The organism is Alcaligenes sp. MMA, from assembly GCF_020907215.1.
Taxonomy (GTDB): domain Bacteria; phylum Pseudomonadota; class Gammaproteobacteria; order Burkholderiales; family Burkholderiaceae_B; genus Alcaligenes; species Alcaligenes aquatilis.
Genome location: NZ_JAJJPP010000001.1, coordinates 540,841 through 563,813, shown reverse-complemented (window position 1 = coordinate 563,813; position 22,973 = coordinate 540,841). Strand labels below are relative to the sequence as shown.

The 22,973-nt window shown below is 55.4% G+C and carries 20 protein-coding genes; 4 read left to right on the top strand and 16 right to left on the bottom strand.

Annotation, left to right across the window (positions count from 1 at the left end):
• Window positions 1-115: 115 nt before the first annotated feature.
• Window positions 116-2,872 (top strand): bifunctional [glutamate--ammonia ligase]-adenylyl-L-tyrosine phosphorylase/[glutamate--ammonia-ligase] adenylyltransferase, encoded by a 2,757-nt coding sequence (glnE, locus tag LNA76_RS02530; RefSeq protein WP_108727665.1) that lies wholly within the window; start codon window positions 116-118, stop codon window positions 2,870-2,872.
• A gap of 102 nt (window positions 2,873-2,974) precedes the next feature.
• Window positions 2,975-3,673, top strand: coding sequence for an epoxyqueuosine reductase QueH (locus LNA76_RS02525; protein WP_094197084.1), 699 nt, complete (start codon window positions 2,975-2,977; stop codon window positions 3,671-3,673).
• 376 nt (window positions 3,674-4,049) lie between these two features.
• On the opposite strand, the gene clpB is transcribed toward LNA76_RS02525, so the two are convergent.
• Entirely contained in the window at window positions 4,050-6,641 is a 2,592-nt protein-coding gene (gene clpB / locus LNA76_RS02520) for an ATP-dependent chaperone ClpB (protein ID WP_094197085.1), read from the bottom strand.
• A gap of 324 nt (window positions 6,642-6,965) precedes the next feature.
• Here clpB and LNA76_RS02515 point away from each other — a divergent pair, with 324 nt between their 5' ends.
• Window positions 6,966-7,694: a helix-turn-helix domain-containing protein gene (locus tag LNA76_RS02515; RefSeq protein ID WP_094197086.1), complete on the top strand. Its 729-nt coding sequence runs from the start codon at window positions 6,966-6,968 to the stop codon at window positions 7,692-7,694.
• 141 nt (window positions 7,695-7,835) lie between these two features.
• On the opposite strand, the gene LNA76_RS02510 is transcribed toward LNA76_RS02515, so the two are convergent.
• From LNA76_RS02510 to aceA, 10 genes are all read right to left on the bottom strand, one after another.
• Window positions 7,836-8,090 (bottom strand): hypothetical protein, encoded by a 255-nt coding sequence (locus LNA76_RS02510; RefSeq protein WP_094198378.1) that lies wholly within the window; start codon window positions 8,088-8,090, stop codon window positions 7,836-7,838.
• A gap of 66 nt (window positions 8,091-8,156) precedes the next feature.
• Window positions 8,157-8,360, bottom strand: coding sequence for a FixH family protein (locus LNA76_RS02505; RefSeq protein ID WP_094197087.1), 204 nt, complete (start codon window positions 8,358-8,360; stop codon window positions 8,157-8,159).
• Window positions 8,361-8,378: 18 nt separating this feature from the next.
• Window positions 8,379-9,878, bottom strand: coding sequence for a cytochrome c oxidase accessory protein CcoG (gene ccoG / locus LNA76_RS02500; RefSeq protein WP_094197088.1), 1,500 nt, complete (start codon window positions 9,876-9,878; stop codon window positions 8,379-8,381).
• Between the two features lie 37 nt (window positions 9,879-9,915).
• Entirely contained in the window at window positions 9,916-10,830 is a 915-nt protein-coding gene (ccoP, locus tag LNA76_RS02495; protein WP_125276683.1) for a cytochrome-c oxidase, cbb3-type subunit III, read from the bottom strand.
• Complete coding sequence (locus LNA76_RS02490; protein WP_094197090.1) at window positions 10,827-11,000, bottom strand: cbb3-type cytochrome oxidase subunit 3; 174 nt, start codon at window positions 10,998-11,000, stop codon at window positions 10,827-10,829. The genes ccoP and LNA76_RS02490 overlap by 4 nt, the downstream gene beginning before the upstream one ends.
• Window positions 11,001-11,660: a cytochrome-c oxidase, cbb3-type subunit II gene (gene ccoO / locus LNA76_RS02485; protein ID WP_125276682.1), complete on the bottom strand. Its 660-nt coding sequence runs from the start codon at window positions 11,658-11,660 to the stop codon at window positions 11,001-11,003.
• Window positions 11,661-11,670: 10 nt separating this feature from the next.
• Window positions 11,671-13,158, bottom strand: a complete 1,488-nt coding sequence (gene ccoN, locus LNA76_RS02480) for a cytochrome-c oxidase, cbb3-type subunit I (protein WP_125276681.1) — start codon at window positions 13,156-13,158, stop codon at window positions 11,671-11,673.
• A 182-nt stretch (window positions 13,159-13,340) separates the two neighbouring features.
• Complete coding sequence (gene ccoS, locus LNA76_RS02475; protein ID WP_094197093.1) at window positions 13,341-13,526, bottom strand: cbb3-type cytochrome oxidase assembly protein CcoS; 186 nt, start codon at window positions 13,524-13,526, stop codon at window positions 13,341-13,343.
• A 1-nt stretch (window position 13,527) separates the two neighbouring features.
• Window positions 13,528-14,496 (bottom strand): hypothetical protein, encoded by a 969-nt coding sequence (locus LNA76_RS02470; RefSeq protein ID WP_230017826.1) that lies wholly within the window; start codon window positions 14,494-14,496, stop codon window positions 13,528-13,530.
• Between the two features lie 587 nt (window positions 14,497-15,083).
• Window positions 15,084-16,391, bottom strand: a complete 1,308-nt coding sequence (aceA, locus tag LNA76_RS02465) for an isocitrate lyase (RefSeq protein WP_009455950.1) — start codon at window positions 16,389-16,391, stop codon at window positions 15,084-15,086.
• 308 nt (window positions 16,392-16,699) lie between these two features.
• Between aceA and queF the strand changes: the two genes are divergently transcribed.
• Entirely contained in the window at window positions 16,700-17,527 is an 828-nt protein-coding gene (queF, locus tag LNA76_RS02460; RefSeq protein ID WP_230017825.1) for an NADPH-dependent 7-cyano-7-deazaguanine reductase QueF, read from the top strand.
• A 177-nt stretch (window positions 17,528-17,704) separates the two neighbouring features.
• On the opposite strand, the gene LNA76_RS02455 is transcribed toward queF, so the two are convergent.
• The 5 genes from LNA76_RS02455 to acpS are packed head-to-tail and all read right to left on the bottom strand — an operon-like array spanning window position 17,705 to window position 22,869.
• Entirely contained in the window at window positions 17,705-18,955 is a 1,251-nt protein-coding gene (locus LNA76_RS02455; protein WP_230017823.1) for an MFS transporter, read from the bottom strand.
• Window positions 18,956-18,960: 5 nt separating this feature from the next.
• Window positions 18,961-19,533, bottom strand: a complete 573-nt coding sequence (pgsA, locus tag LNA76_RS02450; protein WP_094197097.1) for a CDP-diacylglycerol--glycerol-3-phosphate 3-phosphatidyltransferase — start codon at window positions 19,531-19,533, stop codon at window positions 18,961-18,963.
• A 39-nt stretch (window positions 19,534-19,572) separates the two neighbouring features.
• A complete protein-coding gene (gene uvrC, locus LNA76_RS02445; protein ID WP_094197098.1) occupies window positions 19,573-21,396 on the bottom strand; it encodes an excinuclease ABC subunit UvrC in 1,824 nt (607 codons plus the stop codon).
• Window positions 21,359-22,414 carry a beta-N-acetylhexosaminidase gene (gene nagZ, locus LNA76_RS02440; RefSeq protein WP_108727668.1) on the bottom strand — a complete coding sequence of 352 codons (1,056 nt, stop codon included), beginning with the start codon at window positions 22,412-22,414 and terminating at the stop codon, window positions 21,359-21,361. Before nagZ ends, uvrC begins: the two co-directional genes overlap by 38 nt.
• Window positions 22,411-22,869: a holo-ACP synthase gene (gene acpS / locus LNA76_RS02435; RefSeq protein WP_094198380.1), complete on the bottom strand. Its 459-nt coding sequence runs from the start codon at window positions 22,867-22,869 to the stop codon at window positions 22,411-22,413. The genes nagZ and acpS overlap by 4 nt, the downstream gene beginning before the upstream one ends.
• Window positions 22,870-22,973 lie beyond the last annotated feature (104 nt).

Genomic DNA, 22,973 nt, shown 5'->3' with positions numbered 1-22,973 from the left:
CCCTCGAACTACCATGCAATCAATTCCCGAGTATAGTTAGATACGGTCATTTCCGGCCTTGTCAGACAAGTCATCTCACTTGTCGTCCCCCCTTATCCGAAAAGCCTCTTATCGTATGAGCCAGTCCATTATATTGAAGCCCGTGATGCAATGGTCCGGCCCCTTGCGTCGAAAAGTAAACGCTCAGCCACAATTTGGGGCGTGGTTGCAAGAACAAGCCCAGCACCCTGTCACCGCCACACTGATTACGCAATGGTATAGGACTTTACTGCCCGAACCCGATAATGATCGCTTGGCACAAGTGCGTCAGGCCTTGCGCCAACTGCGTGAACGGGTCTTTCTGGTACTGATGATCCGTGATATCAATGGTCTGGCCCCTCTTGAAGAGGTGATGCTGGCCATGAGTAGCCTGGCTGATCTGGCCGTGGCACAAGCGTATGAAACCGTCGCCCGACAACTGGCTGAAGTACACGGTATTCCTAAAAACTCGGAAACTGGCTTACCCCAGGAGATGATTATTTTAGGTATGGGTAAGCTGGGTGGAGGGGAATTAAACGTTTCCTCAGACATTGATCTGATCATGCTCTATGACGAGGACGGTGAGACCGATGGCCGCCGCCCCCTGAGCTATCACGAGTTTTACGGCAAAGTAACCCAGCGCATGATGCCCGTGCTGTCCGATACCGACGCCTTCGGGCAGGTATTTCGCACGGACCTGCGCCTGCGTCCGGACGGGGATTCCGGGCCGCTGGCCTGGAGCATGCAGGCGCTGGAAAACTATCTGGTCAACCAAGGCCGGGAATGGGAACGCTATGCGTGGATCAAGGCCCGCCCTATCAAGGCCCAGGCTTTTGAGGGCAGCCGCAGCGCCGGTGATGTGCATCACTTCGAGGCACTGCGTACCCCTTTTGTGTACCGCAAATATTTTGACTTTGATGCCCTGTCTGCCTTGCGCGGCCTGCGCGAGCGCATTCGCCAGGACTGGACGCGCCGCGCCCTGAACCGCAATGGCGTGGAAACCTGGCACAACATCAAGCTGGGAGACGGTGGGATCCGGGAAATTGAGTTCGTCGTCCAGCTCAATCAGCTGATTCGCGGGGGACGACAGCCTTCCCTGCAAACACCCAGCCTGCACAAAGCACTGCAAGGTCAATGTGCGGCCGGTCTGCTGGACCAGGAGGTCTGCGACAAGCTGCTGGCCGCTTATACCTTCTTGCGACGTGTCGAACACCGCCTGCAGTATCGCGAGGACGAACAAACCCATTTGCTGCCCCAGGACGAGGAGCTACGCACCGAGCTGGCGGCCACCTTGGGCCTGAGCCTGGCTGATTTCGACGAACAGTTAGGCCAGCACAGAAAATTTGTCTCGCACACCTTCCGCAACGCCTTCCGTCTGGCAGGCATGGGCGAAGAAGCCAGTACCGAACCTCCTGCGGCGGCTGCACCCGCCCCCGAAGAAAGCAAGGCAGAGCACGATCAGGCTTTGCAGGAACGCATCGAACAATTGCGTCAGGCTCTGCTAAATAGCCATCGTCTGCGCAGCCTGCCCAATGCCAGCCTGGATCGCGTACAGCGCCTGATCCCCTTGGCCGAGGACTACGCCTGCCGCTCCGAGAACCCGGAAGTCACCGCAACCCGCCTGTTCAACCTGATCGAGCTGATCGCCCAGCGTAGCGCGTATCTGGCTTTGCTGGCCGAGTACCCAGATACGCTGGCCCGCGTTGCCCGAATTGTCTCGGCCAGTCCGTGGGCCGCACAGTATCTGGCTCAATACCCGCTCTTACTGGACAGCCTGATCGAATGGCATTCGCTGATGGAGATTCCGGACTTTGCCGCCCTGTCCGAGCAAATGCGCCGCGATCTTGATGCCTGCCGCTTGCCCGATGGCCAAGCCGATGTCGAACAGCAGATGAACATGATGCGCGACTGGCAGCACCAGATCACGTTCCAATTGCTGGCCCAGGACCTGGAAGGTGTACTGACCGTCGAGGCTCTGGCCGACCAACTCTCGGCTCTGGCCGATATGATGCTGGCCGAGACACTGGAACGCACCTGGCCTCTGACACGCCCCCGCAGCCTGGGCCCAGAACACGACTCCTCACCGCACTTTGCCGTCATTGCCTACGGCAAGCTGGGGGGCAAGGAAATTGGCTATGCGTCCGACCTGGATCTGGTATTTCTGTACGACGATCCCAGCCAAGACAATGTAGAGCGCTACATCAAGCTGGCGCGCCGCATGACCAGTTGGTTGTCGGCCATGACCTCCTCGGGACGTCTCTACGATATTGACCTGCGTTTACGCCCCGATGGCGATGCCGGTTTGCTGGCTGTCAGCGTGGATGCCTTCGAGCAGTATCAGACACGGAGTGCCTGGTCCTGGGAGCATCAAGCCATTACCCGTGCCCGTTTCGTGACCGGGGATGCCCAGATCAAAAACCGCTTCGATGACATCCGCCGATCCATCTTATTGATGGAACGGGACCAACGCAAATTACGTGCAGATATTCTGGACATGCGTGACAAGATCAGTGCCGGACACCCCAACCGCAGCGAACTTTTTGACTTGAAGCACGACCGGGGCGGCATGGTGGATGTGGAGTTCATCACCCAGTATCTGGTGCTGTGCCATAGCCGCGAGCATCCCAAACTGCTGGAAAACCTGGGCAATATCGCCTTGCTGGGTATTGCCGCGCAGGCGGGCCTGATCGCGGTCGACCATGCTCAGGAAGTGGCCGATGCCTACCGCGCCCTGCGCCGCCGTCAGCACGCTTTGCGTCTGGAAGGAGCAGAAAAAGCCCGTGTGCCGCAATCTGAGCTGACCCAGGAACGGCAGGCCGTGACACGCCTTTGGGACGAGGTCCTGGGGTACTAAGGCAACAGATTGATTTCACTAAACTTTGCCAAGAATCTACAATAGTCGCATTGATTTATTGTGCGACCGACTCGGGACGCCTTTTTACTCGGATTCAGATTCATGTCCACTCAGCTCAATCGTCCAGTTTTAACCATGCCGGAGAAGCGCGAGAAATTGCTGCTGCACTCCTGCTGCGCCCCCTGTTCGGGCGAGGTGATGGAGGCCTTGCACGCCTCGGGGATTGAATACACCGTTTTTTTCTACAACCCCAATATCCATCCTGTACGCGAGTACGAACTGCGCAAGCAGGAAAACATCCGTTTTGCCGAACAGCACGGCATCGAGTTCATTGACGCCGACTACGACGTAGATAACTGGTTTGAACGTGTACGCGGCCTGGAGCACGCTCCCGAGCGTGGCGAGCGCTGCACGGTCTGCTTTGACATGCGCTTTGAGCGCACGGCCCTCTACGCCCATGAAAATGGCTACGACATCATCTCCAGCGTGCTGGGTATCTCGCGCTGGAAAGACATGAACCAGATCAACGACTGCGGCGAACGCGCCGCAGCCCGTTATCCGGAGATGAAGTACTGGACCTACAACTGGCGCAAAGGGGGCGGCTCGCAACGCATGCTGGAAATCAGCAAACGCGAGAACTTCTATCAGCAGGAGTACTGCGGTTGCGTGTACTCGCTGCGGGACACCAACCGCCACCGCCGCTCGCAAGGCCGCCCTCGTGTCGAGATCGGTGTGAAGTTCTACGGCAAGGACGAACTGGACCTGACACCGCCTCCAGCTCCGGTTCAAGAGAACGCTTAAAAATGGGGATAGGCTGGTGGCTGGATTGATCATCTCACTGGGGCCCATTCCTCTTGAGACCCTAGGCAGGAATGATTTAGAGGCCAGCCGATAGGCACTTAGCCGATTAACCTCCGCCTACGACACGGAATATCAGCATTCATCTAGATGCTGACGGCCAAGCGATCAAACCACTTCAATCCAAAACACCATCGCCTAGTCTCAAAGTCACGTGTTCCAAATAGCAATGAGCACAAAAAAACCGCCTTGGATTTCCAAGGCGGTTTTTCTTTACAACGTCGATGACGAGGTGCAACACGGCAGCCTACTTTAAAACGTCAACTTGAGTGACGCATTAAGCAATCCGGTAGCACCGTCGCCATCAAAGCCCTGCTGATTACTGGATACTGCGGGTGAACGTAAACTCGCCGTCCTTCCAGTCCACAGGCACCACGTCTTTAGGACCAAAGCGGCCTTCCAGGATCAGGCGTGCCACCGGGTTCTCAATATACTGCTGGATAGCACGTTTCAAAGGACGGGCACCGAACACAGGATCGAACCCGGCCTTGGCCAACTGCGCCAAAGCAGCGTCGCTCACTTCCAGATGCATGTCACGCTGAGCCAGGCGCTGATCCAGACGTTCAAGCTGGATACGAGCAATGGACTCGATGTGTTCTGCTTCCAGACTGTGGAACACCACCACCTCGTCGATACGGTTCAGGAACTCGGGGCGGAAATGCTGTTTCACTTCTTCCCACACCACTTCCTTGATCACATCGTAAGGCTCGCCCGACAAACGCTGGATATGCTGCGAACCCAGGTTGGAGGTCATGATGATCACCGTGTTGCGAAAGTCCACCGTACGGCCCTGGCCATCCGTCAAACGACCATCATCCAACACCTGCAAGAGCACGTTAAAGACATCCGGGTGAGCTTTCTCCACCTCGTCCAGCAAAATCACCGAATACGGTTTGCGACGCACAGCTTCAGTCAGGTAACCGCCCTCTTCGTAGCCCACGTAGCCGGGAGGCGCCCCGATCAAACGAGCCACCGAGTGTTTCTCCATGAATTCGCTCATATCGATGCGAATCATGTGATCCTCGGAGTCAAAGAGGAAGTTGGCCAATGCTTTGGTCAGCTCGGTCTTACCCACACCGGTTGGCCCCAGGAACAAGAAGGAACCATACGGGCGGGAAGGGTCAGACAGACCCGCACGCGAGCGACGGATAGCATCCGACACCAAACGTACCGCTTCACCTTGGCCGACCACACGCTTGTGCAGGTAGTCTTCCATTTGCAAGAGCTTTTCACGCTCGCCCTGCATCATCTTGGACACAGGAATACCGGTTGCACGCGAGACCACTTCCGCGATCTCCTCGGCACCGACCTGCGTGCGCAGCAAGCGAGGTTTGTCCTGATCGGCCTTGTCCATATTGGCTTCGGCCGCTTTCAGGCGCTCTTCCAGCTCGGGCAGCTTACCGTACTGCAGCTCAGCCAATTTATCGAACTGGCCCTTGCGTTGCAGCTCAGCCATTTCGGCACGAACTTTCTCGATTTCCTCTTTAACGACTTGCGAGCCCTGAACCGCCGCTTTTTCGGCTTTCCAGATCTCTTCATAGTCGTTGTACTCGCGCTGCAGCTTTTCCATCTCGTCATTGATGGCCTGCAAACGACGCTGAGAGGCTTCATCCGTGTCCTTGATGACGGCTTCACGCTCGATCTTCAACTGAATGATGCGGCGATCCAGCTTATCCATGACCTCGGGCTTGGAGTCAATCTCCATACGGATACGGGCAGCGGCCTCATCGATCAGGTCAATGGCCTTATCGGGCAGGAAGCGGTCCGTAATGTAACGCTGCGACAGCTCGGCCGCAGCCACAATAGCCGGGTCGGTAATCGCCACACCATGATGCAGCTCGTAGCGCTCCTGCAAACCACGCAGGATCGCAATAGTGGACTCCATGTCCGGCTCGTTAACCAGCACCTTCTGGAAACGACGCTCCAAAGCGGCATCCTTCTCGATGTACTGGCGGTACTCGTTCAGCGTGGTGGCACCAATACAATGCAGTTCACCGCGCGACAAGGCCGGTTTGAGCATGTTGCCGGCATCCATCGCACCTTCGGCCTTACCGGCGCCCACCATGGTGTGCAGCTCGTCAATAAAGACAATGGTTTTGCCATCGTCCTTGGACAGCTCTTTCAAGACAGCTTTCAGACGCTCTTCAAATTCGCCACGGTACTTGGCACCGGCCAGCAAAGCAGCCAGGTCCAACACCAGAACGCGCTTGCCCTTCAGGGTTTCAGGCACTTCGTTGTTCACGATACGCTGCGCCAAACCTTCCACGATGGCGGTCTTACCCACCCCAGGTTCACCAATGAGAACAGGGTTGTTCTTGGTACGGCGCTGCAGAATCTGGATCGTGCGGCGAATTTCGTCATCACGGCCAATAACCGGGTCCAACTTGCCCAGACGAGCACGCTCGGTCAAGTCAGTGGTGTATTTGTCCAAGGCCTCACGATTGCTGTCACCTTCAGCGTCACTCACATTGGCACCACCGCGTACGGCTTCAATGGCCGCCTCCAGCGCACGGCGCTGCAAACCCGCATCGCGCAAAGCACGACCGGTTTCGCCTTTATCATCGGCCAGGGCCAGCAAGAACAATTCACTGGCAATATAAGTATCACCGCGTTGAGCGGCTTCCTTGTCGGTTTTAGCCAAAGCGGCTTGCAAGGCCGAACTGAGCTGCTGCTGACCTTCCGCCCCTTGCACCTTGGGCAGATTGGAGATCAGGCGGTTAAGCTCGTTTTCCAGGCGGGGAATGGCAACGCCCGCACGAGCCAGCAAACTGCCTGTGCCTGAATCGGCATCAGCCAGCAAGGCGACCAGTACGTGGGCGGGTTCCAAATAGGGATTGTCTTCGCGAACAGCCAGGCTCTGCGCATCGGCTAGAGCCTGTTGAAACTTCGTTGTCAATTTATCGATTCGCATAGAATTTTCACTTGAGAAAATATGCGAGAAGCTAAAGCAAACAGTTACTAAATACTGCTTGCCCAGATTTCGCAACAAATAACAGGATGAATTGAAGATGAGGACAAAAACCAAGTATTCAAGTGTTTAGATCGCTTTTAAACAACAGCATGCCAAGAGCAGTATTACCGCGCTGTACCCGGCATGGACAGCCGTTTCACGTGTGACAAGAGCCTTAAGAACTAAACATATTAAGGATTAGCGGGAATACCAACCAATAAAAAGCTACAATTACACTTGATTTGACTCAAAGATTTAGCGTTTCGCCATCTGACATTATTCCTTATGCAAAAACGTATCTCGGTTACCGCTGACTCCATACGCTGCTCCAGCTGTATGCTCAATGAGGTGTGTCTACCTCTTGGGATGCCTAAGCACGAAATGGAGCGGTTGGACGAATTAGTCAAGGAGCGCATCCGCATCCCTAAGGGCGGCGTGCTGTTTCGACTGGCCGACTCAGTCGAAGGAATCTATGGTCTGCGCTCTGGTTCGATCAAGATGCAGCTGGAAGATTCCACTGGCCACATTCAGATTACGGGTTTTTTATTACCAGGAGAAATCCTGGGCATGGACAGCCTGGTTGAAAATCGCCATGTTTCCCATGCCATCGCCTTGGAAGACAGCGAAGTCTGTGTGATTCGCCTTGATGATCTGGACCGCCTGTCGGCCCAGTTGCCTATATTGCAACAACAGTTCCGTCGCCTGATGAGCAAGGAAATCAACCGCGCCCATCAGTTGATGATGACCTTGGCTGGACTGCGCTCCGAACAGCGCCTGGCTGCCTTCTTGCTGAACCTGTCCCAGCGTCTATCACTGCTGGGCTACTCCCCTTACGAGTTCATTCTGCGCATGAGCCGCGAAGAAATCGGCAACTTCCTGGGCCTGACGCTGGAAACCGTCAGCCGCCTGTTCTCACGCTTTGCACGCGAAGGTCTGCTGAAAATCTCTCAGCGCGAAGTCCACTTGCTGGATCTGGCCGCCCTGCGCTCTCTGGCAGGCACGGAGTGCGATTGAGCCTCATGGCTGCTGCCTAGGCCTCAAACAGGCTGCTGAACGTCTTTACAGCCCACTATACCGCTCCCCAGCACCCAAGCCCACACAAAAAAAGCACATGCAATTTGCATGTGCTTTTTTATCGTTTGGTGCTTGTCCGAATCAGTCCAGACTATCTGCCGGTTCAGCCAATACCGCTGGCGAACCGGCCGACATATACAAGCTAAGCGCGCACGCAACTGCAACGGCCAACCAAAACAGAAAAAACGCCACCGTATAAAAGGTCAGTCGATCTACTTGCATATGTCCAAGCACAACGATGTCCAACGGGTCTACCAAAGCAAACACAATTGCACTGAGCACCCCGGCGACCAGGAATGAAGGCCACAGTATCCACATCAACGATCGGATGGTCATTCGTACCCCCTTCTTGAACGGAAACATACTTCTCTCAACCCTAGCGTAACGGTGAATCGATTACGTTTAGCGCTGCTCAGGGGCAGGCTCTACCTTGCTGACAACCAGACCCTGCTTGACCCCCCCGTCCGTAATCCCTTGATTACTGAAATTCTGAAAGGCCAAGACAATCGTAATGACGCAGCCCACAATAGCCAGAGCTGGCCCTGCCATCAACAACCATGGCCACGGCTCGCGCCACCAGGGTCCACTGTCCTTTGATTCGTCCATGTTTTGCTCTTTATAAAATTACTGAGGAATGTAAAAACTACTGCGTTCGTTCACGTAGGTCTTGCGGCCCCCGTCGTGCTCGCCTACCGCCTGAATAGAAATATCATACAGGCCCGGCTTGGCACTACTAATTGGGACTTGCACCACGACCGGCAACAGTCTATTGCCTGCAGGCGCCACATGAATGTGATCCTGGCCGTTCTCGGTCAAATGAATGCGCGCGCCTTCCAGACCTGTGACGGACAACTGCAGCTCCATAGCCTCTTCCGAGGTATTGATCACTTGTAGACGGAACACGTTTTCAATCATGCCGCCGGGCACTTCGCGCCCCAGCGCGCCACGATCACGAATCACGTCCACGCGCATGGGCGTACGGGTCGCCAAGGTGTAGACGAAAGCACCACAAATGACGGCCAGAATCAGGATGTAAGACAACACGCGCGGTCGCAGCATGCGACGTCGCACCTGAGACTGCGTCATGCGTTCCTTGATGGCACGCTCTGAGGTGTAGCGGATCAGGCCTTTTTCGTAGCCCATCTTATCCATGACCTGGTCACAGACGTCCACACAGGCACCACAGCCGATACACATGTACTGCAAGCCATCACGAATATCGATACCGGTCGGACAGACCTGAACGCAGAGGCTGCAGTCCACACAGTCGCCCATGCCGGCTTCTTTGTGGTCAATCTTGCGAGATCGGCCACCACGGGTTTCACCCCGCACGAAGTCGTAGGTCACCACAAAGGTATCGCTGTCCACCATGGCACTTTGGAAACGTGCGTAGGGGCACATGTACTTACAGACGGCCTCGCGCATGAAACCGGCATTACCCCAGGTGGCAAAGGCGTAGAACAAGAGCCAGAACCACTGCCAAGGGCCCAGGGACAGAGCGATCAGCTCGCCGCCCAGTTCGCGGATAGGAGCGAAGTAGCCAATAAAGGTAAAGCCGGTCCACAAAGCAATCACGACCCACAGGAAGTGTTTGGTGGCTTTGAGACGTAATTTACGAGCGTTCCAGGCCTGTTCATCCAGACGGATACGCGCCAGACGATCCCCTTCCACCTTGCGCTCGACCCACATGAAAATCTCTGTGTAGACCGTCTGCGGACAGGCGTAGCCACAAAACAAGCGGCCCGCCATAGCGGTGAAAAGGAATAAAGAGAAAGCAGATATCAGAAGCAGCACCGTCAGGTAAATAACGTCCTGGGGCCACAGAATCATGCCAAAGATATAGAACTTGCGTTCCAGCAGGTCAAACAGCACGGCCTGACGGCCATGCCATTCCAACCAGGGCAGACCATAGAAAATGATCTGCGTGAAATACACCATCCAGATCCGCCAACGGGCGAACACGCCCTTGACGGATCGTGGATAGATTTTGCTACGAACATCGACCAGCGCCTTCTCGACTTGCGGAGAGGTTCCACCCGCTCCCTTGGTGTTACGTGGAGGTTGCCACTTGGGCACAGTTCCCTGCGCATTATCAGCGCTGGGTTGGGAAGAATCACTACTCATTGCATGTCCTGAAGGCGTCAGATCAATTTAAAAGACATTAGTTAGCCTGAGTCGGCGCGGGATTGGACAAGCCCCAAACCCAGCCCGCCAGCAACCGGATCTGCTCTGGCGTCAATGCTCCTTTTTGTGCCGGCATCTGGTTCGTGCGGCCCTGCAGCACCGTCTGAACGATAGTGGCCTCGGAACTGCCATACAACCAGTAATCGTCCGTCAGGTCAGGCGCCCCCATCAGCGTATTACCTTTGGCATCCGCGCCGTGGCAGGCAAAACATGCACTGTCGTACACACGTTTGCCCGCAACCAGGCGCAAAGGATCTGCCGCCAGACCAGACAAAGAACGCACATACTGAGCGACGTCCGATGCTTCAGCCGGGCTGAACTGGGACTGTGGCGGCATAATGCCGGTACGGCCTTCGGTAATGGTGTACAGAATCGCATCGGGCTCGCCACCCCACAACCAGGCTTTGTTGGCCAGGTTAGGGAAGCTTGGAGAGCCTTGGGCATCCGAACCGTGACACTGGGCGCAATTGTTCAGGAACAAACGCTGGCCAATTTCACGCGCTTGCGGATCATGAGCAATCTCTTCAATGGGCATTTCGCGGTAACGAGCGTACACAGGCTCCAGACGCTCATTAATTTCGGCCTGTTGCTGCTTGACCTGCTGACCAGCGGTAAAGCCCAAAGTCCCCTTGAAGCTACCCAAACCGGGATACAGCACCAAATAACCCAATGCAAACACACACAGGCCGATGTACATCACCGTCCACCAGCGAGGCACAGGTGTATTCAGTTCGGTCAGGTCACCGTCCCAGACGTGGCCAGTATCTTCCACGTCCACTGTTTTGCCCAGAAATGCGCGCTGGGTAAAGAGCAGCCACAAACAAAATATGATGCCAAGCAAGGCGATGCCGGAGATCCAAAGGCTCCAGCCATTATTAAAAAAGTCACTCATTCGGAACCCCCAGGGTTTTTATCGTTGCTTCCCTCGTCGGGCAAGGCGAAAGGCAGAAGCGCTGCTTCTTCGTTGGCCTGGCGGCGTCCCCGAGAGAACGCCCACCAGCAAATGCCAAGGAAGGTCGCCATCGCCAAAGCAGTCATAACACCGTTGATGATGGCTACCATTTAGAAGCTCCCCTGCTCCACAGCTTTGGCAGCTGCGTCGCGACTGGCCACACCCAAACCCTGCAGATAAGCGACGACCGCATCTTCCTCGGTCTTGCCTACCAATTGCTCGGGAGCGGCATCAATTTGTTCCTGCGTGTAAGGCACACCCAATGTACGCAGCACATTCATGCGATCCTGAATGTTTGCACCTTCCACCGAGTTCTTCTGCAGCCATGGATAGGCAGGCATATTGGACTCTTTGACCACATTACGTGGATTGCGCAGGTGGATGCGGTGCCACTCATCGCTGTAACGCTGACCCACACGGGCCAGATCCGGACCGGTACGCTTGGAACCCCACAGGAAGGGGTAGTCGTACACAGACTCACCGGCCAGCGAGTAAGGACCATAGCGTTGCACTTCGGACTGCAACATACGGATCTGCTGGGAGTGACAGCCAACACAACCTTCACGGATGTAGATGTCACGCCCCATCAGACGCAAGGGTTCGTAGGGCTCGACCCCTTCAGTGGGCTGGGTGGTCGAGTGTTGGAAAAACAAAGGAACGATTTGCACCAGGCCCGCGAAGGAAATCACCAAGATACTCAGAATGATCAGCAGCCCGGTATTTCTCTCGATCGTGGCGTGAGAAAAGCGCTTATTAGTGTCATTAGCCATGATTTACTCCTTAGGCCAGCAAGGTGGTTTGGCCCACCAGCGCTGGGTCGCGGGCATCCGGGTTTTTCAGAGGCACAACGGGGTTGATATCTTTTTGACCTGCACGAATGGTCAGGAACACGTTCCAGGACATGAGCAAGATACCGGCCACAAAGAAGGCGCCGCCCAAAGCACGGATTGCGTAGAAGGGGTAAGTAGCCTTCACGACTTCCACAAAGCTGTACGTCAAGGTGCCATCCACACCGGTTGCACGCCACATCAAACCTTGCATGACACCGGCAATCCACATCGCGGCGATATACAGCACGACGCCCAGAGTCGCCAGCCAGAAGTGCAGGTCGATCAGACGAGGACGAGCCATTTCCGTGCGGCCGTACAAACGTGGGATCAGGTAGTACAAGGAACCGAAGGTAATCATGGCAACCCACCCCAGCGCACCAGAGTGCACGTGGCCCACTGTCCAGTCGGTGTAGTGCGACAGCGCGTTGACCGTACGGATAGCCATCATGGAACCTTCAAAGGTGGACATGCCGTAGAAGGACAGGGCCACAACCATGAACTTCAGAATGGCATCAGTACGCAGCTTATGCCAAGCACCCGACAAGGTCATGATGCCGTTGATCATACCGCCCCAAGAAGGAGCCAGCAGAATCAAGGAAAACGCCATGCCCAGCGATTGCGTCCAGTCTGGCAAGGAGGTGTACAGCAGGTGGTGAGGACCGGCCCACATGTATGTAAAGCCCAGGGCCCAGAAGTGGACAATGGACAAGCGGTAGGAATAGATAGGACGGTTGGCCTGTTTGGGGATGAAGTAGTACATCATGCCCAGGAAAGACGTGGTCAGGAAAAAACCCACGGCGTTATGACCATACCACCACTGAACCATGGCGTCCTGCACACCGGCGTAAGCCGAGTAGGACTTCATGAAGCTGACAGGCAATTCCAGGTTATTGAAAATATGCAGGACAGCGATCGTGACAATGTAAGAGCCAAAAAACCAGTTGGCCACATAAATATGACGCACGCGGCGCTTGACGATCGTGCCAAAGAACACAATAGCGTAGGCCACCCAGACCAGCGTAATCAGGATGTCGATGGGCCATTCCAGCTCAGCATACTCTTTGGAGCTGGTGTAACCCATAGGCAAGGTAATGACCGCTGCCACCAGCACGGCCTGCCAACCCCAAAAGGTAAAGGCAGCCAGCTTATCGCAGAACAAACGGGCCTGACAGGTACGCTGTACCACATAGTAGGAAGTGGCAAACAAGCCAGTTCCACCAAAGGCAAAAATCACAGCGTTCGTATGCAGTGGACGTAAACGTCCAAAACTAAGCCACGGTGTGTCGAAATTGAGTTCTGGCCAAATCAACTGCAAGGCAATAAAAAGGCCTATTGCCATGCCGATGACGCCCCAAAATACGGTCATGATGGTGAACTGCCTCACAATCCCGTAATTGAAGACTTCGGCGTTATTTCCGACTGCATCGGAAGTGCCCATTTGCTTCCCCTAAACAAACATTGTTAATACAAGCGACAACAAGCTACATCATCCCGCAAGTCGATAAACTGCTACTTGATGCTTATCAAAAAACATCGGAAAGCACGCGTTCACGCGTGTTTCCGCCCTGCAGACTGTGTGTCGCCGACCATTTGCAGGGCTAAAAAACAAAACAGTAAGAATCAGGTATCAGGTGGACGCTCTGCGCCCGACAGACCCGCAGTGGAGTCGTCGTCCAGCAAGATGGAATCAGCTGCGTTGCCCGTATCCTCAAACTGGCCGGCAAAAATTGCCCACCAGAAAGACACGCCGATAACAATGACTAGAAAAATGGAGATGGGGATCAGGACCAGCAACGAGCCAAACATCTCAGCCCTGCCTTGCTGCTGGAGCGGTCCACTGGGCCGGTACCTCGCGGCTGCGGCTGCGATAGATACGCCAAGAGTTGGCCGCAACAGCCAAAGAGGACACCAGCATAGAGACGGCAGCCAACCAAGGGGCCACAATACCCATGGCCGCCAGGGGTGTCATCAGCAGATGCCAGACTATAGAACCGTACAGGTTTTGACGGGCGATGCGGCCCGTTTGCTGGGTCAGCTGTACAACTTCAAACTCGCTTTTGGCGGGTCGAGCCAGCAAGCCAGCATGCGCCGAGGCAACGGCTGAAGGAACCGACATAGACATAGCACAGGGACAGCTCATGACCAGCATGGCGACCACCACCGGGACGACATGCGAGGGGTCCATCCAGTACCAAACCAAGCCAAAGGCGGCGGCCAACACCAACTGAATACTGACAAACCAGAAAGCCAAGGTATTGGCATGGCCTGTGACGGACTGACGAAAGCGTTCAATCAGGTCATGGGAGGCGGACTGCGTCACCGACTGGCGCGCGCACAGCTCCAGATAACGGGCCGTCAACAAAAAGGCCACGAACATCGTGACCGAGTCGTAATACACCTCGCCCTGCTGCGTCCAGGTGTTATAGACGCTAGGTAGGAAGGCGCCAACAATACCCAAGGCCACGGGCACATCCATGCCTACGCGACCTTCGGACAAGCTTTTGACAGCCCCCTTCAAGATGGGCCAGGCACAGTACAGGACAACGGGCATGGTCAAGCACAGACCGGCCCAGTTCATGAGCACAATGACTTGCGAGAGAGATTCAATATCTTCAGCACGAGTGCTGAAGGAGCGCATATAGCCGGGAAAAGCAAACATCATCACCTGCATGGCGGCCAGCCAGGACAGACCCAAACGGGCTAATGTGTGCCGCCGGCGTGACCGTTGCTCATCAGTGAGAGGCTTTGGGAGGGAAAAAATCGAATATGCGCGCATGAAAGGACTATAAGCCACTGATATTTCTTCATTCTTGATTTAAATCAATACGACTTTGTTTGGATCCTATATCGTTGTCCATATGCATCTTGTTCAGGCCGTTCCCCCCCCAACACGGCGCTAACTGTTCAATGCTTTCAAGGCTGCTTATTAGCAGCCTTTTTTTTATTCCCAAGCGCAAGGTGGAACAACGATTTTGCATTAGCTAATTACGCCTTGTGCGGCCAAAGTCTAGCACGCCTTTTCTCTATGCAAACGGCTTGATTTTCAAGGATTTTTATCACGAAATGATGCTGCAGCGCGAATGCAAATCAATTCATGAAAGCTTGAATCCTGAATTTAACAATACGCAGGCTTTGCCAGCCACGTCGCAAGCCTTTTCAGGCCTGTTTTCTGCTTCCTTTTCGATACTTTCAAAGTCTGTTCAAAACCCCTTCCAATAAATATCAAGCCTTCAAATTTGATATTTGAAATATGTAGCTTTTAAGCAAAAAAGTGGCACCCAAACAAAAAGCAGCCCACCGACTGGAGCGTACGGTGGGCTGCCTGCAACCAGAAAAGGGGCTATCTACCCTTCCCTGTCCTGCTTATGCCTCGGAGGGCGCGAACTGCTCGGCTTCTGTAGAGCCGGCCAGCGCGGTCGTCGAGGACTTACCGGCTTCAACTGTCTGAGTGACAGCGTCAAAGTAGCCTGTACCCACTTCGCGCTGGTGTTTCACAGCGGTAAAGCCCAGCGGTGCAGCGGCGAACTCCTTTTCCTGCAATTGAACGAAGGCGCTCATCTGGTTGCGGGCGTAGCCGTGAGCCAGTTCAAACATGCCGTAATTCAGTGCGTGGAAGCCAGCCAGAGTGATGAACTGGAACTTGTAGCCCATGGCACCCAGTTCGCGCTGGAACTTGGCAATGGTGGCGTCATCCAGGTTCTTCTTCCAGTTGAACGATGGCGAGCAGTTGTAGGACAGCAGCTTGCCAGGGAACTGACGGTGAATAGCTTCGGCAAAGCGGCGAGCGTATTCCAGATCCGGCGTGGAGGTTTCGCACCAGACCAGGTCGGCGTAAGGAGCGTAGGCCAGACCACGGGCAATGGCTTGGTCCAGACCAGCACGGGTGCGGTAGAAACCTTCAACCGTACGCTCATCCAGAATGAAGGGGCGATCGTACTCGTCCACATCGCTGGTGATCAGGTCGGCTGCGTCTGCATCGGTACGGGCAACCAGAATCGTGGGAACGTCCAGAACGTCAGCGGCCAGACGAGCAGCCACCAGCTTGGAGATGGCTTCACGAGTTGGCACCAGCACCTTGCCACCCAAGTGACCACACTTCTTGGCCGAAGCCAGTTGGTCCTCGAAGTGAACGCCAGCAGCGCCAGCCACAATCATGGCTTTCATCAGTTCAAATGCGTTCAGCACGCCACCGAAACCGGCTTCCGCATCAGCCACGATAGGAGCAAAGTAATCCACGTAGCCTTCATCGCCTGGGTTCACCCCTTCCATCCACTGGATCTGATCACAGCGGGCCAGCGAGTTGTTGATGCGGCGCACCACAGAAGGCACCGAGTTAACGGGGTATAGCGATTGGTCAGGGTACATTTCGCCGGCGCTGTTGGCATCGCCAGCCACTTGCCAGCCCGACAAGTAAATCGCTTTCAAACCGGCCTTGACCTGTTGCATGGCCTGGTTACCCGTCAGGGCGCCCAGCGCATTGACAAAGGGTTCCTGATTGATGGACTGCCACAGACGTTCTGCGCCACGGCGAGCCAGAGTGTGCTCCTCGACCAGAGAACCACGCAAACGAATGACTTCCTCAGCGGTGTAACCACGCTTGATACCTTGCCAGCGTGGATCTTCTGCCCAGCGTTTTTGCAAGTTGCGGATCTCAGTTTCTCGAGCATTCATGATGGACTCCTAAGATGGATTTAACAGTGAACAAGATGACTACAGTCTACCCAAATGCTGCATCGCAACCATGTTTTCTATCTTATATAAGAGTAAATATTTTTTCCTTTTATATCAAATATATAGATAATTTATTTCGAGATATGAAATGACTTATCTGTTTATGAAATGAAAAACAGTGCAGCGCGACAGCCGGTTTTTGCATACTGAGACAAGGATTTCACAATGTGGGATAATCGCCCTTATACCACCCGGCGGGCGCCTGTTCGCTGCACCGGTTTTCTTATCTATTTCTGCAATACCCGCCAATGAGCAACACCTCCCCACTTAAAGACTCGCCTCTTGGACACGATGTGGTTTATCCCACACGGTACGATCCCAGCGTCCTGTTTGGCATTGAGCGCTCCCTGAACCGGCAGACACTTCGCGTTCCGGAACAATGGCATGGTGCCGATATCTGGAATGGCTACGAAATTTCCTGGCTCAATCCAAAAGGCAAGCCCGTCGTCGCTCTGGCGCGGTTTGTCATCCCCTGGAACAGCCCACGCATCATCGAGTCCAAGTCGTTCAAGCTTTACCTGAACTCGTTTAATGATGAGGTTGTGGAAGACATAGCCAGTCTTGTGCAGCGCATGGAGCAAGACTTAAGCACGGTTGCCGGTGCCGCCGTCAACGTGACGCTGATTCCGCTCAGCGCCTTGAATGGTCAGCCTATTGCCCAGTTGGAAGGCCACTGTATTGATGAGCTGGATATCAGTATTCAGGACTACACGCCACAAAGTGGCTTGCTTCAATGCCTACCAGACGCCCCCATCGTGACCGAGTCTCTGGTCTCTGATTTGCTCAAGTCCAATTGCCCTGTCACCGGCCAGCCCGACTGGGGCAGCGTGCAAGTGCGTTACACAGGCCCGCAGATTGATCCTGCTTCCTTATTGCGCTATATCGTTTCGCTGCGCCGTCACACCGAGTTCCATGAACATTGCGTAGAGCGCCTGTATAGCGATATTCAGCAAAGCTGCCAGCCCGAGCGTTTGCTGGTGTATGCGCGTTATACCCGCCGTGGAGGCCTGGATATCAACCCCTGGCGCAGCAGCCATGCGGATAGCGTGCAAGAGCCACGACTGGCGCGCCAGTGATCACTATAACGATGCGCTCAAACCAGAAAGGCCAATGTGCTTTTCTGGTTTCACAGTGCCAAGCTCCACACTAAGACACGACAAGGCCAAGCAAGGCAAGAAAAAGCCCCAAAAACCGATCAAGTTTTTGGGGCTTTCTTTTATGACCGCATCAGACGGTCATCATTGCAAAGTGCATCAGGATTTAGTCGCGCGACTTACTGTCGAGGCCACATACATAGCCAAGCCAGCCGCCGTCCAATACCCGATGGCCGCCCCGTACCAGGGAGCCTGAGTCAAACCCACATCCAAGAGCAAGCCAAATCCCACGGGCGCCAGAGAAGAACCGACGTCCATGCCGGAGTACACCAGGCCATAGACAGCGCCAGTAGAACCTTTGGGGGTGACACGACGTATCAGCATGTCGCGCGATGGTGAAGCGATGCCCGAGCAGAAACCAGCCGCCCCCACCACGAACAAGGCCAGGGAAGGCATGATCCAACCTGCGCCCAGCACCAACAGCAAAGCCCCGGATACGCATAGAGACACAAACACAATCACTTCAGAGCGCGGTGTGGTGGAAGCAATGAAGCCACCGACAAACATGCCCGCCGCCGAGGCCAGCATAAAACCGGACAAGGCCGTGCCTGCCACCACCTTATCAATGCCGTACGTGTTATGCAGCATGGGAATAGTGTAGTTTTGCACGACCGCCATCGCCGCTGTGGCAAAGGCAAAGAAAAGGAAGGCGCCCCATAAGGAGGGACGCGACAGCAAGGTAGACAGTGTCGTCCAGACCGATTCCTTGCTTTGTGGACGAGCCGGCGCCGCACCCGAGGCTGTACGCCCCGCCAAGGCATCCCGGTTTATCAGTACCAACACCAACACAGCCGCAATCAAGGCCGCCGCCGACAATACGGCAACACGCCAGTTGAAATAAATGGTCAGCGTCGTAATAAAGACAGGCGTCAAAGCCCAGCCCAGATTTCCTGTCAAGCCATGGGCGCTAAACGCGTGCCCCAGACGAGCCGAGCTGACACGATGGTTAAGAATGGAGTAGTCCACGGGATGAAACACCGCATTACCTACCCCACCAATCAATGCAGCCGCCAGCAACATGCCGTAGCCATTGGCCATGCCAATCAGCAAAGCAGCGACTACAAAACAGGACAAGCCCACTTTCAGAACCGGCAAAGCGCCGATACGATCAACCAGAAAGCCCGAGGATGCCTGCCCAAAGCAGGAGACCAGATAAAAGGTGGTGACCAGCCCACCCAGCTTCAGGAAGTCGTACCCGAACTCCTGCCCCAAAGCGATGTAAAGCGTAGGCAAAATCAGTTGAAAAAAATGCGAACTGGCGTGCGCAATACCGATAACACCAATCACCTGCCAGTCCTGTGAACCGTCAGGCCCCGCCCCGTCCAGCGTTCTTGTCGATGAATTAGCCATTGGTCTTAACGTTGCTTTTTCTTGATCTCCGGCCAGGCCTTCTGCAAGTAGTAGCACATGGACCAGACCGTCAGGACCGCAGCAACAATAATCAGGGCTTGCCCAATGATCCGTGTCGGCAAGCCCATGACGGGCGACCAGTACAGCAGACAAGGGATGGCAACCATTTGCGCGGCGGTTTTGAATTTACCCAAGCGATGAACAGCCACACTACCACTGGCGCCAATCTTGGCCATCCATTCCCTCAGTGCCGAAATGGTAATTTCACGCCCAATGATGATCAGGGCGATAAACGCATCCACACGGCCAAGATCGAGCAAAACCAATAACGCGGCGCTGACCATGAGTTTGTCCGCAACCGGATCCAGGAAGGCCCCGAACGAGGAGGTCTGGTTCCAGCGACGAGCTAGCCAACCATCAAACCAATCCGTCGCGGCGGCCACGATAAATACGGAGGCGGCCCACAGATCGCGTGTCTCCATGCTCAGCCAACTGGCTGGCAGATAAAACAAGGCAACGATCAGCGGAATCAGGACGATGCGAAGCCACGTCAGGGCTATGGGCAGATTAAAAGGCATAGCTTGGATACCAACCTAATTTAAAACAAAGGCTCTCGCCTATCGTAAAGCATGATAAATGCGTTCGGCCAGTTCAACGGATATTCCATCAACCGCACTGAGCTCATCAATACTGGCATCGGCAACCCCGCTAAAACCACCAAAGCGGGCTAACAGACGCTGACGCCGTTTGGCGCCAATCCCGTCAATATCTTCCAGGCGTGACACATTACGCGTTTTGGCACGTTGAGCGCGCATGCCCGTAATGGCAAAACGGTGCGCTTCGTCACGTACCTGAGCAACCAGCATCAGTGCCGCAGACTCCACCCCCAAAGCCACAGGCGGGCGATCATCGGCAAATACCAGGGTTTCCAGACCTACTTTACGCTTTTCACCCTTGGCAACACCGACCAGAACATGAATATCCAGGCCCAGTTCCACAAAAACCTGACGGGCGATCTCGATCTGACCCTTGCCTCCATCAATCAAAACAATGTCGGGCAAGGGCGCCAAACCCTCTGCAACCCGCGAGAACCGTCGGTTCAGCACCTGGCGCATGGCCGCGTAATCGTCACCGGGCGTGATGCCTGCAATGTTGTAGCGGCGATAAAGCGAATTCTGCATTTCATGGTGTTTATAAACCACACACGAGGCCTGTGTGGCCTCCCCTGCTGTGTGACTGATGTCAAAGCACTCGATGTGCAAGGCATCGAGCTGTGCCTCATCCAGATCCAATTGCAAGGCTTCGGCCAGTGCCCGGGTGCGATCGGCACGGGCGGTCGATTCACTTAAGACCCGGGCCAATGCCAGGCCAGCGTTCTTGGTAGCCTGCTCCAGCCAGATCTTGCGCACACCTTGGGGGCGCACCACGACACGCGCCTTCACCCCCGTCTGCTCGGCCAGCAAAGGCATCAGGTCTGCATCGGGTAAGGCGTGTGAGCACACCAGAACCGGCGGCATGCGACGCTCAAGATAGTGCTGGGCGATAAATGCCGCCAGCACATCACTGGGAGTGTCATCGTTGATTTGTGTGGGAAAGAAAGCGCGGTCGCCCAGGTGACGGCCACCACGCACCATGGCCAGGTTCACACAGAACTTACCACCGGCGTTCAGCACCACGATAATGTCGACGTCTTCCTTGCCCACCTGCTCCATGCTTTGCTGCTGCAAGACAGCAGACAAGGCTTTCATCTGGTCGCGCAACATCGCTGCCTGTTCGAAATCCAGCGAATCTGAGGCCTGCATCATGCGCTCTTGCAGCTCGCCCAGAATTTCCGCCGTATTACCATCCAGAAAACTGATGGCGCGCTGTACATCAAGCTGATACTGCTCGGGCGAGATCAGGTTGACACAGGGTGCCGAACAGCGCCCGATCTGGTGCAGCAAACAGGGGCGACTACGGTTGGCGTAGACGCTGTCCTCACAGGTACGCAAACGAAATACCCGTTGCAGGATCTGAATGGTTTCACGCACCGCCCAGGAGTTGGGATAAGGGCCGAAGAAATGCCCCTTCCCGCTGGTACTGCCCCGGTAATAAGCAATACGCGGCGCCTGGTGGGCGCTGATCATCAAGTAGGGGTAGGACTTGTCGTCCCGGAAAAGAATGTTGTAGCGCGGCCGCAGACGCTTGATAAGGTTGTTTTCCAGCAGCAAGGCTTCAGCCTCGCTGCGGGTCACGGTGACCTCGATGCGCGCGACGCGCGCCACCATATGGGCAATACGGGGACTGCTCAGCGTTTTCTGGAAGTACGAGCTGACACGGCGCTTGAGATCACGCGCCTTGCCCACATACAGTACCTCGCCCTGTTCGTCGATATGCCGGTACACGCCCGGCAGATTCGGCAAATCAGACAGATAGGATTTTAGATTGAAGTCCGCGGGCATATTGATAGTGTTCATCCGCTTGCAAAGCGTCCCAATCCAAGGCTGGCGTGGTGGGCATCAGACGACGAATGCGGTTTTGCGATTCCTCGGACATCGTGAAGTCCAGGCGCGAGAGCAAGTCGTCGGCCAGATCAGGACGATTGCATACAAGCACCATGTCGCAACCGGCCCCCAAGGCGGCCTGAGCACGTGCCAGGATATCGCCCACAACAGTGGCGCCTTCCATGGTCAGGTCGTCAGAGAAAATCACACCATCATAAGCAAGGGCTTTGCGCAGCACGCGTTGAATCCAATAGGGTGAAAAACCGGCTGGCAGTGGGTCAACCTTGGAGTAAATCACATGAGCGGGCATCACCGAGGGTAATTGCAAAGTGCCCAGCCAACCGTAAGGGGCCGCATCCTCATCCAGAATTTCTTCCAGGCTACGGTCATCGACGGGGATCTCGTGATGCGAATCCGCCTCTACCCCGCCATGCCCTGGAAAATGTTTGCCACAAGCGGCCATACCAGCTTTGTTCAGGCCACGAATCAAGCCGGCAGCCAACATGGACACGGCGCGCGGGCTGCGGTGGAAAGAACGGTCACCAATCACTTTGCTAACCCCCCAGTCCAGATCCAGCACGGGTGTAAAGCTCATGTCCACACCGCAGGCGCGCAGCTCGGCAGCCAGCACATAGCCTGTGTCGGCAGCGACGGCAGCCGCCTTGACGGCATCACGCGTCCAGAGTTGACCAAGCTGGCTCATGGCGGGCAAAGTCGTAAAACCGTCTTCGCGGAAACGCTGGACGCGGCCACCTTCGTGGTCCACGGCAATCAACAAAGGCTCATTGCGTACTTCGTGAATGGACTGGCACAGAGCGGTCAGTTGGGCACGGCTTTCAAAGTTGCGACTGAACAGGATCACGCCGCCGACCAATGGATGACGCAGGCGCTCGCGCTCCTGATCCGTCAGAACCATGTCTTGTACGTCCACCATGACCGGGCCCGGAGGCAATACTGCTTGCGAGGAAAAACTCATTTAGTGTCAGACTCAGCTAAGGGTAAAGGGGATACTTCCGGCGCTTTGGCTTCCAGCACCACAAAGGCCATGGCCATATCGGATTCATCCGTCAGGGAAATATGGACGGCCCCGAACCGGGCATCAAACCAGCGGCGCAGATCTGCGGACAGGTGCACCGCAGGACGGCCTCCGGGTGCATTCAGGGTTTGCATGCGCGACCAGGCCATCGGCATGCGCATGCCCAGCCCCACCGCCTTGGAAAAGGCTTCCTTGGCCGCGAAACGGGTGGCCAGATAGCGCAGGCCACGCACCGGATCACGTGCCTGACGGCGGGCGTAGACTTCGCGCTCTTGCTCGCCCAGGATGCGCTTTACAAAGCGATCACCATGACGAGCCAAGGCGCGCTCGATCCGGTCAATACGGATCAGGTCGGTGCCGATGCCGGCAATCAAACCGGGCTGTATTGGGGGCATGATGTCATCGGAAAAAAAACGCAAAAACGGCCTGCGCCGCCTACCAGCTTGCAATGATACCGTGAGAGCGCCGAATACAAAAACGGCCCTGCCTGGGCAGAGCC